Below are 12,074 nucleotides of genomic sequence, written 5' to 3'. Positions count from 1 at the left end.
CGTGCGAGGGCACGACGGTGAGCAGGATCAAGCCGGCCGCGGCGAGCGTCGCGCTGGCCACCGCCGCCGTCGCGCCCGCGGCCCCGTACCGGAAACCCTCGTCGAACAGCGTGATGCCGACCGTCGCCGCCACCACCGGGTTGATCACCGTCAGCGTGGCCAGCGGCGCGGTCAGCCCGGCCCCCCGGTAGGCCGCCTGCGACAGCAGCAGCCCGCCCGCCGCCAGGACCGCGATCGCGACGAGGTCGGGCCACAGGCCGGCGGGCGCACCCGACCCGAAGTCCTCGGCCATCGACTTGGTGAACACCGACGCCATACCGAAGGCCGTACCCGCGGCCGCGGCCAGCAGCACACTGTGCAGCACCGCCCGGTGCATCCGGTGCGCCGCCAGGAACAGCGCCAGCATCAACGCCGCGGTCACGATCAGCAGCATCCGCCGCTCGTCCTGCCCCAGCGACTGCTCCGCCCGCCCGTTCCCACCGGTCAGCGCCAGCAGCCCCGCCAGGCCGACCGTGGCCAGCACCGCCCCCCGCCAGGCGGCCGCGCCCGCCCGGCGCCGTACGAACACGGCGGCCATCGGCAGCGCGAAGACGATGGTCAGGGCGCCCAACGGCTGGACCAGGCTGAGCGGCCCGTACGCGAGGGCCACCACGTGCAGCAGCGCACCGAGGCCGTTCAGCCCCACCGCCACCCACCAGACACCCCGGCGCAGCGGGGCGTAGCGGCGGTCCGGCGTGGTCGCCGCGACCCGTTCCTGGACGATCGCGCCGCCCGCGTACGCCAGGGCGGACACGAGGCAGAGCAGGACCGACAGCGCCAGTGCACTCATAAGCTCCACAATGCCCGACCCACCTGCGCTATTCCTCCGTCCACAGGTGGTGATCAGTCATACTCCCGACGTAGTACGGGAGTACGCAGCGTGGTCCTTCAGGCAGCGCAAAGCGACCCCGGCCGTGCCTCGACGTCACCGATCGACCGCACACGGTGACGCTCCGCTCGCGATGCGTGAGGGTGCCAGGAGCAGGTTTGTCTCCGAGCGTGTGGCATCCGTACAGTTGCCCTTTTGAGGACTTCCGCAGCAGGCGGATGCGGACGAGTGATCAAGGAACGGCAGCGGCGATGACGGTGACCGAAGACAGCCAGGACTACGGCCACGAGTACGGGCACGCCTTCGGGCCCGGTATCGACCCCGACCGGCTGGCCCTCTGCCTCAGCGTGCTCGACGAGCTGGACAAGCTCGACGTCGACCACCCCGACGCGATCACCGTACGCCGCGCCACCGCCGGCCTCTACCGCACGGTCAAGCAGCGCCGCCGCCAGGAGCGTCGCGCCGCCAAGACCGCCAACGACAAGGCCGTCACCGAGGCCACCGCCACCGGCTCCGCCGAGCGCATCGACGACGAGACCGAGGGCATCCTGCCCTCCTCGGTCACGGAGGCCGGCCGGATCGCCGGGATACTCCAGCGCCCGCGCTCCTGCTACGTCTGCAAGACGCGCTACGTCGAGGTCGACTACTTCTACCACCAGCTCTGCCCGGCCTGCGCCACCGAGAACCGGATGAGGCGGGAGGCCCGCGCCGACCTGACCGGCAAGCGCGCGCTGCTCACCGGCGGCCGAGCCAAGATCGGCATGTACATCGCGCTGCGGCTGCTGCGCGACGGCGCCCACACCACGATCACCACCCGCTTCCCCAAGGACGCCATCCGCCGCTTCAAGGCGATGGAGGACTCCGCGGACTGGATGCACCGCCTGGAGGTCGTCGGCATCGACCTGCGCGACCCGGCCCAGTCCGTGGCCCTCGCCGAGCAGGTGGCCGCGGCCGGTCCGCTCGACATCCTGATCAACAACGCGACGCAGACCGTGCGCCGCCTGCCCAGCGCCTACGCGGCGCTGGTCGAGGGCGAGGGCGCCCCGCTGCCCGCCGGTGAGCTCCCCGCCCACCACGTCATCGGCGCCTTCAACTCCGGCGCGGTCGACGGCCTGGCGGCGCTGCCCGTCGGCGTGAGCGGGCTCGAGGCGCAGAAGGTCGCCGACCTCGCCCTCGTCGCGGGCAACGCCAGCCTGGAGCGGCACCTCGCCGGCACCGCCATCGACGCGGGCGGCCTGCTGCCCGACGTCGTCGAGAGCAACACCTGGGTGCAGACCATCGACCAGATCTCCCCGGTGGAGCTGCTCGAGACCCAGCTGTGCAACTACACGTCGCCGTTCATCCTGATCAGCGCACTTCGGCCGGCCATGGCGGAGGCCGCCCGCAAGGCCGCCACCGGCCGGGCCTACATCGTCAACGTCTCCGCGATGGAGGGCGTCTTCAGCCGCGGCTACAAGGGCGCGGGACACCCGAACACCAATGCCGCCAAGGCCGCGATGAACATGGTGACGCGGACCAGCGGCCAGGAGATGTTCCAGAGCGACCGGATCCTGATGACCTCGGTCGACACCGGCTGGATCACCGACGAGCGCCCGCACTTCGACAAGCTGCGCCTGGCCGAGGAGGGCTTCCACGCCCCGCTCGACCTGGTCGACGGCGCGGCCCGCGTCTACGACCCGATCGTCCGCGGCGAAGCCGGCGAGGACCTGTTCGGCGTCTTCCTCAAGGACTACGCCCCGGCGAACTGGTAACCACTCCGGAACCACTCCGGACCGGCTCCTACCGGTACGGCCTGCTCGACCCCCTCGGCGAACCGAGGGGGTCGAGTGCGTTCGCGGGGGCCCCGGCCCGGCAGGCACCGGCCGCGACCAGTTCCAGCAGCGGCTGCCAGTCCTCCAGTACGCCCGCGTCCAGGCCGGCCGCGGCGGCCGCGTCCCGGGCCTGACACAGGGTGGCCACCGCCTCCGCGTCGTCGCCGGCGCGGTGTCCGGCGTACCGGTCGGCGGACCGGTGCGGCGCCTGCAGCCGTACCAGGAGGGCCACCCGCTCACCCAGCAGCGGGCGGATCGACTCCGCCGCCACCCCGACCGTAACCGCTCCGTCACTCAGACGGAGCAAACTTCCGAGGCAGTGCACCAAGCCCGCGATCTGCAGTTCTTTGTCGAAGGGGTGTGAGCGACGCAGGAGGGCCGCGGTGCGCAGGCCCCGGTCGTCGGGGTCGGCGCGCAACAGCTCCATCAGCTCCAGCACGCTTGTGACGTAAGGGACTTGAGCCTCGGGCACTTCGGACCTCGTCACCATCGACCCCCTCCGTCACGCCCCGCGCGTCCGGGGTCGAGCAGATCACCCTTCACGTACCCGCAGCACCACGACTTGCTGAACCAGGAGCGAAAGTAAGAGGGCGCAGCGGATTTTGCCTTCCTATCGAGCGGAGGTCCGCTCATATGTGTACTCTGGGGCATCAAGACGGCCCCCATCCGGGCCGCGCTCCACTAAGGCGCCACCGCGTCCGGAAACCTTTCATCCCTTGCCCGGCGCGCGGTCCGCTTGCCGGGTTGCGCGACACGAAGGAGTGCGCGGTGACTGAGAAGACGAAGCCCGAACCGACGGCGATGGAGCGGACGGGTACGAGGGTGAAGCCCCGGACCGACGAACTCGGAAGCCTCGAGGTCTGGGCCCGATCCGCCCCGATCCGGCTGGCCGGCTACGAGGACGACCTGGCGGAGGCGCACATCCTGCCCGGTATCGACTAGTCCGCACAGCGGTGCCAAGCGCCCCCTCGTGCCCACGAGCACCGGGGGCGCTGCCCTGCCCGGACGAAGGCCGGGGCGCCGGCCCCGGTGAGGTTCCCGGACCGGCTACGCCCTGAGCGTCATCGCCCACGGCGATCACCGCTTCCGCCGCCCCGCCCGCCCCGGCAGGCTGACGGGCATGAAGCTGCTGATGCTGGGTGGTACCGAATTCGTCGGACGTGCGATCACCGAGGACGCCCTGACCCGGGGCTGGGAGGTGACCGTCTTCCACCGCGGACACCACGCGCCCCCGCCGGGCACCTCCGCCCTCCATGGGGACCGCACCGCCCCGGGCGGGCAGGCCGCCCTGGGCGCGGGGGAGTGGGACCTGGTCGTCGACACCTGGGGCGGCGCCCCCACGGCCGTACGCGACAGCGCCCGCCTGCTGCGCGACCGGGCCGCGCGGTACGCGTACATCTCCACCCGCTCGGTGTACACCTACCCCGCCCCCGCCGGTCTCGCCGAGGACGGGGCCCTGGTCGAGGGCTCGCCGGACGCCGGGTCGACCGGCTACGCCGAGGACAAGCGGGGCGGTGAACTCGCCGTCCTCGACGCCTTCGGGGACCGCGCCCTGCTCGTACGCGCCGGGCTGATCCTCGGCCCGTACGAGAACGTCGGCCGGCTGCCGTGGTGGCTGAACCGCGCCGCCCGCGGTGGACCGGTGCTCGCCCCCGGCCCGCGCGAACTCCCGATCCAGTACATCGACGTACGCGACCTGGCCCGCTGGACCCTGGACGCCGCCGAGGCGGGGCGCTCGGGTGCCTACAACCTGGTCGCGCCGCCCGGACACGCAACGATGGGCGCTCTCCTCGACGCCTGCGCCGCCACCACCGGGGGCGGAGCCGAACTGCGCTGGACCGACCCGGCCCGGATCCTGGAGGCGGGCGTCGAGCCCTGGACCGAGCTCCCGGTCTGGGTGCCCGAGGGGGAGGCCTACGACCACATGCACCGCGGGGACGTCTCCAAGGCACTGGCCGCCGGCCTGCGGTGCCGGCCGGTCGAGGAGACCGTGGCCGACACCTGGGCCTGGCTGCGCAGCCTCGGCGGAGCCGCCCCGCAGCGCCCCGACGTACCGGCCAAGGGCATCTCCGCGGAGCGGGAGGCCGCGCTACTCGGGCTCTGAGCGGTGCGCGTCCGCGAGGCGGGTCGGCGGAAGGTACTCGCGCACGAGCGTGCGATGCCACCAGGCCCCCGTCTCGCGACGCTCCCGCCAGGTGGTGAACCGGTAGCGGTACAGCAGGGCGCGGACATGGACGGGCGGGGCGTCCGGGAACGGGTTGGCGCGCAGCAGCCTCAGGGTGTCTCGGTCACCCGCCAGCAGCCGCTCCACGAACGGCCCGAACCAGTCCCGCGCGTAGTCGGGGGAGATCGCGGCGAACCACATCAACCAGTCCAGTCGCAGGTGGTAGGGGGCGAACTGGCGGGGCAGCCGGTCCGGTTCACCCGGCTTGCCCTTGAAGCCGTACTCGCGCCAGTCCCCGTCCGCGCGCGGCACCCGGTCAGCGGTGCCCTCCACGGCCACCTCCATCCGGACCCGACCGACCGAGCCGAAGGCCCCGTAGGTGTTGACCAGGTGCAGCGCGTCGAAGGAGCGGTTCATCACCTGGCGGCGCGAGACCATGTTGAGCACCGGGTGCCGGCTGAGGAACAGCACCAGCGCGGTCACCGCGCACACCAGGACCACGAACCACACCGGACCCGTGCGCGAGGCGGCCGCCGGTGGCGCGCCCACCAGGTCGGTGAAGTCCACGGCCGAGACGGCCAGGATGATCGTCAACCAGTTCAGCCAGGCGAAATTGCCCGAGAGCACCAACCACAGCTGTGTCGCGATGATGATCCCGGCGGCGTACGAGGCCACCGGCTGCGGGGTGAACAGCAGCACCGGGACGATCAGTTGGGTCACGTGGTTGGCCGCGCACTCCACCCGGTGCAGCGGTTTCGGCAGACGGTGGAAGAACCAGCTCAGCGGCCCGGCCATCGGCTGCGTCTCGTGGTGGAAGTACAGGCAGGTCAGCTTGCGCCAGCAGGGGTCCCCGCGCATCTTGATCAGCCCGGCCCCGAATTCCACGCGGAAGAGCACCCAGCGCAGCAGCCACAGCACCAGCACGGGCGGACCGGCGCGCGCGTTGCCGAGGAAGACGGCGAGGAAGCCCACCTCCAGCAGCAGCGACTCCCAGCCGAAGGAGTACCAGGTCTGCCCCACGTTCACGATCGAGAGGTAGAGCAGCCACAGCACGGCCCACATCGTCATGGCCACGGCCAGGGGCACCTCGTCGCCGGCCCCGGCGGCCAGGGCCGCGGCCAGCGCCGCGCCGACCCAGGCGCAGCCGGCGAAGAGCCGGTCGGAGTAGCGCAGTTGGAAGAGGCTGGGGGCGCGCCGGAAGGGCACGTACCGTACGTAGCGCGGTACGGGCGTCATGCCGTGCGCCCCGATCAGGGCCCGGAACTGCAGGGCGGCCCCGAGGAAGGCGACGAGGTAGACCCCGGCCAGGGCCCGCTGGAAGACCAGCCGGGCGAGCCAGTATCCGGGCGCCGTGAACCAGTCCATCCCCTCCAGTATCGGACCGGTCAGCCGCTGGTGGCCAGCTTGCCCAGGTGGTGACCGAGCAGGCGGGCGTAGCTCAGCTGGAGGAAGGGGATCACCGGGCCGGCGAGGCGGGTGTACCAGGTGTTCGGGCGGCTGAAGGCGGTGACCGTGAACCACACCGTGCCGTCCGGGTCCATGTCCACGACGAAGGACTCCTCGCCGCACTCCGGGTGGCCGGCCAGGGTTCCGTAGGCGAAGCCGATGCGGGCGGGCTCGTACGAGGTCCAGATCACCTCGCACGGCGCGTCGATGCGCAGCGGCCCGAGGCCGATTCCGACGATCACCCGGCCGCCCGGTCGGACCGTGCCGTCCTCGGCCTGCACGCGCATGCCGGAGGTCCGGTGGGCGTGGAAGGTGGTGACGGCGGTTCCGGCGGCCTCGAAGACGGCCCGGCCGTGTCCGAGGCGGGTGCGGTGGTGCAGGTGGTTGTAGCCGGCGGGCAGCGGTCGGTGGGCCGTCGCGCCCCGGTCGGGGTAGTTGACGGTCTCCCGGCCGGCGCTGATGAGGCGGGTCATGGCGAGATCTCCACTCGGTCGGAGGTGGTACGTGGTCGGGGCTCGGGGCGGTCGCCGGTCCGGCGGTCCGGACGGTCGGCCGCTCAGGTCTCGGCCGTGCGGGCGTCGGTGGTGCGGGCGTCGGTGGTGCGGGCGTCGACGACGCTGCTCTCGACGGCGCTGGTGTCGACGACGCTGCTCTCGGCGGTCAGCCGGCGCCAGGCGAGTACCGAGCACAGGGCGAATCCGAGGGCGTTGCCGAGGCCGTGGGTGGCGGCCATCCAGGTCAGGGTGGGGTGGGTGATCCCGGTGGCCTCGCCTACCGCCCACCACAGGGCGAGCAGCATGGTGGCCACGAGCACGGCCGCCGAGGTGGCGAGCAGGATCCGTGTGGTGCGGTCCGGGCCGGCGGGTCGGATCTCCCGCCAGGTGAGCAGGGCCACGGCCCACATCCCACCGGTCAGGACCACCGCGCCCAGCAGCTCGGCCCAGTCGTCGACGAAGTAGCCGAGGAGGACGAGCAGGGTGCCCGCGGGGACGCTGCAGGCGGCTCCGCGGGCGAGGCCGCCGGTCCCGGCGCGGCCGTTCGCGGCGCGGCACACCAGCCCGGCGACCAGGGCGGCGGTGAACCCGGCGAAGTGGAAGTGCGGCACGGTCAGCGCCAGGATGTCGAGGTCGAAGCCGAACAGCCGGTACCCGGCACGCTCGGCGACCAGGGCGGTGGCGGCGATCGACGGGGATATCAGCGCGGTGGCGACGGCGATCGCGGGCGGGGTGAAGGAGCGGGTGCGCCACAGCCGGATCACCGCTGCGACGGCGAGCGCCAGGCAGGCGGCCGCGTACGGCGCGGCGAGCGCGGTGGCGGGCAGTCCGCGCGGCAGCCACAGGCACAGCGCACCGGGTACGGCCGCGAGCGGCCAGCGGCGGGCCGTGCGCAGGAACCGGACGGGGTCGACGAGCCGTAGGCCCGCCGGGACGACGTAGAGCATGCCCAGGGTGACGATCACGTTCACCAATACCGTCACCCTGGACTCCCCCCAATGCCGCGGCCAACGCCTTGAACGCGTTCAACTCGCATCGGCGAGCCTACGGCGTTCTTTGAACATGTTCAAGGCGTGCTCCGGTTGCGACGCCGGCGTGGATACGGCAGACAAGAGGGAGCAATCGGGGCGAACAGGGAGATTCAAGTGAACGGATCGTCACTTCCGACACCACGTCAGGCGTCGCGTCGTCATGCACCCGCAGGAGCAGCCCTCTTCGCCCTCCTCGGCCTCCTCGCCGTGGCGTGCGGCAGCCCGGAGGAGCCGAAGGGTGCACCGGGGGCCGAGAGCCAGGAGGTCTACCTCCAGCCCGTGGTGTCGGCCGGTCCCGACCCCTTCACCCCCTCCTCGGCCACCGCCGAGTCCGCCCCCGTACAGCCCCCGCTGCCCAACGCGACCGGCCAGGGCATCCGCACCGTCAACGCGGCCACCCCCGGCCTGTACGGAGGCACCCAGCGGCTCGGCAGCTGCGACGTGGAACAGCAGGTCGGCTTCCTGACCGGCGACGAGGCCAAGGCCCGCGCCTTCGCCGAGGCCGCGAACATCCAAGAGGAGAAGATCCCCGAATTCCTGCGCGGCCTGACTCCCGTCGTCCTGCGCGCCGACACCCGGGTCACCAACCACGCCTTCCGCGACGGCGCCGCCGACGGCTTCCAGTCCGTCCTCCAGGCCGGCACCGCCGTTCTCGTGGACGAGCACGGCATGCCCCGGGTCCGCTGCGGCTGCGGAAACCCGCTGGCCGCCCCGCGCACCGCCAAGGGGTCCCCCCTGCACAAGGGCGACCCGTGGAGCGGCTACCAGGCCAACCAGGTCGTCGTCATCGAACCCACCGCCCACGTGATCAACAGCCTGGTGATCGTCAACATCGCCGACAACACCTGGATCGAGCGCAAGCGGGGCGACGACGGAGCACAGGACCGGACCCCGAACGCGCTGCCCCCGTACGACCCGTCCGCCGGCATCCCGGACGGCCCGATCACCCCGTCCGGGGCCGCGTCCGGCGAGCCCTGCCCGCCGAACCAGGCCGCACCGAACGCACCGGCCGCACCGAACGCCCCCGCGGCGCCGGCGCCCGGGGCGACGGACTGCGCGCAGGACCCGCAGGCCTCGCAGAACTCCGCCGGCGGGAACCAGCCGCAGAAGCCGGGCACACCGTCGAACCCGTCCACCCGGCCGCGACAGCCGGAGCAGCCGCAGCGTCCGCCGTCCGGCAACCCCTGGGACGGCACGACCGACATGCCGCCCCTGGACCCCGGTGAGCAAGCCCTTCAGCCTGCTCCCGACGGATCGGGCGCGCTGCCCGGCGACCCGGCCGATCCGTTCGGCCCGGACATCACCTCCGACCCCAACGCCCCTTACGACCCGAACGCGATCGTTCCCGACGCGACGGCGGACCCGGCCCTGCAGCCGCAGTCCTCGGACGGGAGCCTTCCGCTGGAGAGCGCCTGACCGGCCCGTGTGTCATGGTGGATCGGTGCCGACCACCGTATCGCTGCCGGACGACTGGCCCGCACACCCGGACCGGTCGCTCTCGCTGAACCGCATGGGCAGTTTCGACTGGGACCTGGTCACCGGTCTCATGCACATGGACGAAGCCGCCCTCGACGTTTTCGACACGCCTCCCGACGAGTACGACGGCCGGCCGGAGTCGCTCGACCCACGCGTCCCCACCGCCGAGGCGGCCCGACTGGACGCCCTCGTCTCCTCCGCCCTCAAGAGCGGCGAGGACAGCTACGGGGCCTACTTCCGTATCCGCTGCCACGACGGGCGGCTGCGCTGGACGCACACCCAGGGCCGGGTCATGCGCAACCAGGACGGCCGCCCGTACCGGATCATCGGCATCGTCCGGGACGCCACCGAAGAGCTCAGCCACTCGGCGGAGCGACTCGGCCTGGACGAGGAGCGGCGCCGCCAGACATCGGTGGTCGAATCCACCACCGCCGCCCTGGCGCACGCCCGTACCGTGCGGGACGTCATCGACGTCATCGGCGACGCCCACGGACTGGAACGGCTCGGCTCGATGGGCATGGTGATGGGCCTCGTCGAAGCCGGCCGGATCCACCTGGTCGCCGAGGGCCCGGAGGACAGCTTCGTGCCCGGCACCCGCTACACGCGCATCGACGAGCAGTACCCGATGAGCGAGGTCGTCCGCTCGCTGGAGCCGCGCTTCCTCGACTCGGCGCAGGAATTCGCCCGGGACTACCCCGGGCTCTGGTCGAGGATCTCGTACATGCGGATCTCGGCCGCCGCGTACCTTCCGCTCATCGCCCAGGCCCGGCCGATCGGCGCGATCGGACTGCTCTACCAGGACAAGGACGGTTTCACCCAGGAGGAGCGCAACCTGCTCGTGGCCCTCGGCAGCAGCATCGCGCAGAGCCTCCAGCGGGCCATGCTGCTGGAGCAGGAGCACGACCTGGCCGAAGGCCTCCAGCAGGCCATGCTGCCGCGACGGATCCCCTCGGTGGCCGGCGGTGAGATCGCCGTACGCTACCGGTCCGCCCGGATGGGCCAGGACATCGGCGGCGACTGGTACGACGTCATCCCGCTGCCGGGCGGCCGGGTCGGCGCCGTCATCGGTGACGTCCAGGGCCATGACACGCACGCGGCGGCCGTCATGGGCCAGCTGCGGATCGTGCTGCGCGCGTACGCCGCCGAGGGCCACTCGCCCGGCACGGTCATGGCCCGGGCCTCCGTCTTCCTGCACGAGCTGGACACCGACAGGTTCGCGACCTGCACCTACGTGGAGGCCGACCTCGCGACGGGCGTCCTCCAGGTGGTCCGGGCCGGCCATATCGACCCCCTGCTGCGCACCCGCGACGGGGACTGCCATCGGCTCCCGGTGGCGGGCGGGATGCCACTGGGCCTCTCGGCGGAGTTCGGCCGCCTGGAGTACCCGGTGACCACGGTGGAGCTGGACCCGGGAGAAACGGTCCTGCTGTGCACCGACGGCCTCGTGGAACAGCCCGGCGCCGATCTCGACGACGGAATCCAGCTCCTGACCTCCCACATCCGCCGCGGACCGGCGGACCTGCAGCTCCTGGCGGACCTGCTGTGCGAGATCGTCGACGAACGGGGCGGGGACGACGACATGGCGCTGCTCCTGCTGCGCCGCCACGTGGTGGCCGCCCAGGAAGGCGGCGGCCGCCTCCAGCAGCACGTGGCACCGGGCGACCCGGAAGCCCTGGTGGCCGCCCGGCACATGATCGGGGCGGCGGTACGGGCCTGGGGCGCGCGGGAACGGGCCGACGAGATCGAACTGGTCGCGGACGAGCTGATCGTGAACGCCCTGATGCACACCGACGGCCCGGCGATCGTGACCCTACGGGTCCTGGCGGGCCCCCAGCGTCGCCTCCGGGTGGAGGTCGAGGACCGTTCCAGCGCGCTGCCGCGCCGCCGCGAGGCGGGGGAGTCGGGCGTCTCGGGGCGGGGCCTGATGCTGGTGGACCGCCTGGCGGACGTCTGGGGCGTGGAGCCGCGGGGCGGCGGCAAGTGCGTCTGGTGCGAGTTCGTGATGGGCTGAGCGCGGCCTGCCGCCCTGCTGCCCTGCCGGCTCCGCCCCGCCCCGCGCGTGCCGGCGCCGCGACGAAGTCACCCGCCGTTGTCGGTGCTCTCCGGCAGGATCACCACCATGTCCGATCCCACCCGTGCCATCACCGAGTACTGGGACGCCGCCGCGCCGGCGTTCGACGACGAGCCCGATCACGGCCTGCGCCAGGAGCACACCCGTGCCGCGTGGTCCCGGCTGCTGAGATCCTGGCTGCCCGAGGGGCCCGCCGACGTCCTCGACGTCGGCTGCGGTACCGCATCGCTGTCCCTGCTGCTGGCCGAGGCCGGACACCGGGTGACCGGGGTCGACCTCGCGCCCCGGATGGCCGAGCGGGCCCAGGGCAAACTCGCGGCCGCGGGCCTGGCCGGACGGTTCCTCGTCGGTGACGCGGCGGATCCGCCGACCGGGCAGCAACGGTACGACGTGCTGCTCTGCCGGCACCTGCTGTGGACCCTGCCCGATCCCGGCGCCGCGCTCCGCGCCTGGGTCGCACGGCTCGGCCCGGGAGGGCGGCTGGTCCTCGTCGAGGGGCGGTGGCGGGAAGCCGGCGATAGCAGCGTCCCCTACGTCGCCGGAGCCGAGTCGCTCCCCTGGTACGGCGGGATCACCGCCGAGGACCTGGCCGCCGCGGTCCGGCCCCTGGTGTCCGGCCTGAGCATCGAACCGCTCAGCGGCGAGGCCGAGTTGTGGGGCGGACCCGTCGCCGACGAGCGCTACGCGCTGATCGCCCGGACCTGACCCGCCCG

10 protein-coding genes and 1 pseudogene are annotated in these 12,074 nt (G+C 72.7%); 6 read left to right on the top strand and 5 right to left on the bottom strand.

Going from position 1 to position 12,074, the window contains the following annotated elements; genetic code table 11:
• Window positions 1-16: 16 nt before the first annotated feature.
• A pseudogene (locus BCL76_RS39500) lies at window positions 17-829 on the bottom strand (DMT family transporter); the annotation flags it as partial.
• A gap of 290 nt (window positions 830-1,119) precedes the next feature.
• On the opposite strand from BCL76_RS39500, the gene BCL76_RS00115 reads away from it, so the two are divergent.
• Window positions 1,120-2,619 (top strand): SDR family NAD(P)-dependent oxidoreductase, encoded by a 1,500-nt coding sequence (locus tag BCL76_RS00115; RefSeq protein ID WP_109777204.1) that lies wholly within the window; start codon window positions 1,120-1,122, stop codon window positions 2,617-2,619.
• Between the two features lie 28 nt (window positions 2,620-2,647).
• Here the strand turns inward: BCL76_RS00115 and BCL76_RS00110 are convergent, their stop codons facing one another.
• A complete protein-coding gene (locus tag BCL76_RS00110; RefSeq protein ID WP_181382376.1) occupies window positions 2,648-3,118 on the bottom strand; it encodes a hypothetical protein in 471 nt (156 codons plus the stop codon).
• Between the two features lie 329 nt (window positions 3,119-3,447).
• Here BCL76_RS00110 and BCL76_RS00105 point away from each other — a divergent pair, with 329 nt between their 5' ends.
• Both BCL76_RS00105 and BCL76_RS00100 read left to right on the top strand, forming a co-directional pair.
• Complete coding sequence (locus tag BCL76_RS00105) at window positions 3,448-3,621, top strand: hypothetical protein (protein WP_181382439.1); 174 nt, start codon at window positions 3,448-3,450, stop codon at window positions 3,619-3,621.
• Between the two features lie 178 nt (window positions 3,622-3,799).
• A complete protein-coding gene (locus BCL76_RS00100; protein ID WP_109777203.1) occupies window positions 3,800-4,783 on the top strand; it encodes an NAD-dependent epimerase/dehydratase family protein in 984 nt (327 codons plus the stop codon).
• Here BCL76_RS00100 and BCL76_RS00095 read toward each other — a convergent pair.
• The 3 genes from BCL76_RS00095 to BCL76_RS00085 form a co-directional block, all read right to left on the bottom strand.
• On the bottom strand, window positions 4,769-6,208 hold the full coding sequence (locus BCL76_RS00095; RefSeq protein ID WP_109777202.1) for a lipase maturation factor family protein: 1,440 nt from the start codon (window positions 6,206-6,208) through the stop codon (window positions 4,769-4,771). The two genes, BCL76_RS00100 and BCL76_RS00095, sit on opposite strands and share 15 nt — an antisense overlap.
• 20 nt (window positions 6,209-6,228) lie before the next feature.
• Window positions 6,229-6,762 carry a DUF1990 family protein gene (locus BCL76_RS00090; protein ID WP_109777201.1) on the bottom strand — a complete coding sequence of 178 codons (534 nt, stop codon included), beginning with the start codon at window positions 6,760-6,762 and terminating at the stop codon, window positions 6,229-6,231.
• Window positions 6,763-6,845: 83 nt separating this feature from the next.
• Window positions 6,846-7,766 (bottom strand): YndJ family protein, encoded by a 921-nt coding sequence (locus BCL76_RS00085; protein WP_109777200.1) that lies wholly within the window; start codon window positions 7,764-7,766, stop codon window positions 6,846-6,848.
• A 162-nt stretch (window positions 7,767-7,928) separates the two neighbouring features.
• Here BCL76_RS00085 and BCL76_RS00080 point away from each other — a divergent pair, with 162 nt between their 5' ends.
• From BCL76_RS00080 to BCL76_RS00070, 3 genes are all read left to right on the top strand, one after another.
• Window positions 7,929-9,230, top strand: coding sequence for a DUF6777 domain-containing protein (locus BCL76_RS00080; protein ID WP_146228283.1), 1,302 nt, complete (start codon window positions 7,929-7,931; stop codon window positions 9,228-9,230).
• 7 nt (window positions 9,231-9,237) lie between these two features.
• On the top strand, window positions 9,238-11,301 hold the full coding sequence (locus tag BCL76_RS00075) for a SpoIIE family protein phosphatase (RefSeq protein ID WP_109777198.1): 2,064 nt from the start codon (window positions 9,238-9,240) through the stop codon (window positions 11,299-11,301).
• A gap of 108 nt (window positions 11,302-11,409) precedes the next feature.
• A complete protein-coding gene (locus tag BCL76_RS00070) occupies window positions 11,410-12,066 on the top strand; it encodes a class I SAM-dependent methyltransferase (protein WP_109778244.1) in 657 nt (218 codons plus the stop codon).
• The last annotated feature ends 8 nt before the right edge of the window (window positions 12,067-12,074 follow it).

The organism is Streptomyces sp. CG 926 (genome assembly GCF_003148825.1).
Classification (GTDB): Bacteria; Actinomycetota; Actinomycetes; order Streptomycetales; family Streptomycetaceae; genus Streptomyces.
This window is presented reverse-complemented; position numbering and strand designations above follow the sequence as displayed.

What these genes read in the sequence shown, in the direction of transcription:
- BCL76_RS00070 (WP_109778244.1), top strand. Translation starts at nt 11,410, where the DNA reads ATGTCCGATCCCACCCGTGCCATCACCGAGTACTGGGACGCCGCCGCG.
- BCL76_RS00115 (WP_109777204.1), top strand. Translation starts at nt 1,120, where the DNA reads ATGACGGTGACCGAAGACAGCCAGGACTACGGCCACGAGTACGGGCAC.
- BCL76_RS00100 (WP_109777203.1), top strand. Translation starts at nt 3,800, where the DNA reads ATGAAGCTGCTGATGCTGGGTGGTACCGAATTCGTCGGACGTGCGATC.
- BCL76_RS00090 (WP_109777201.1), bottom strand. Translation starts at nt 6,762, where the DNA reads ATGACCCGCCTCATCAGCGCCGGCCGGGAGACCGTCAACTACCCCGAC.
- BCL76_RS00095 (WP_109777202.1), bottom strand. Translation starts at nt 6,208, where the DNA reads ATGGACTGGTTCACGGCGCCCGGATACTGGCTCGCCCGGCTGGTCTTC.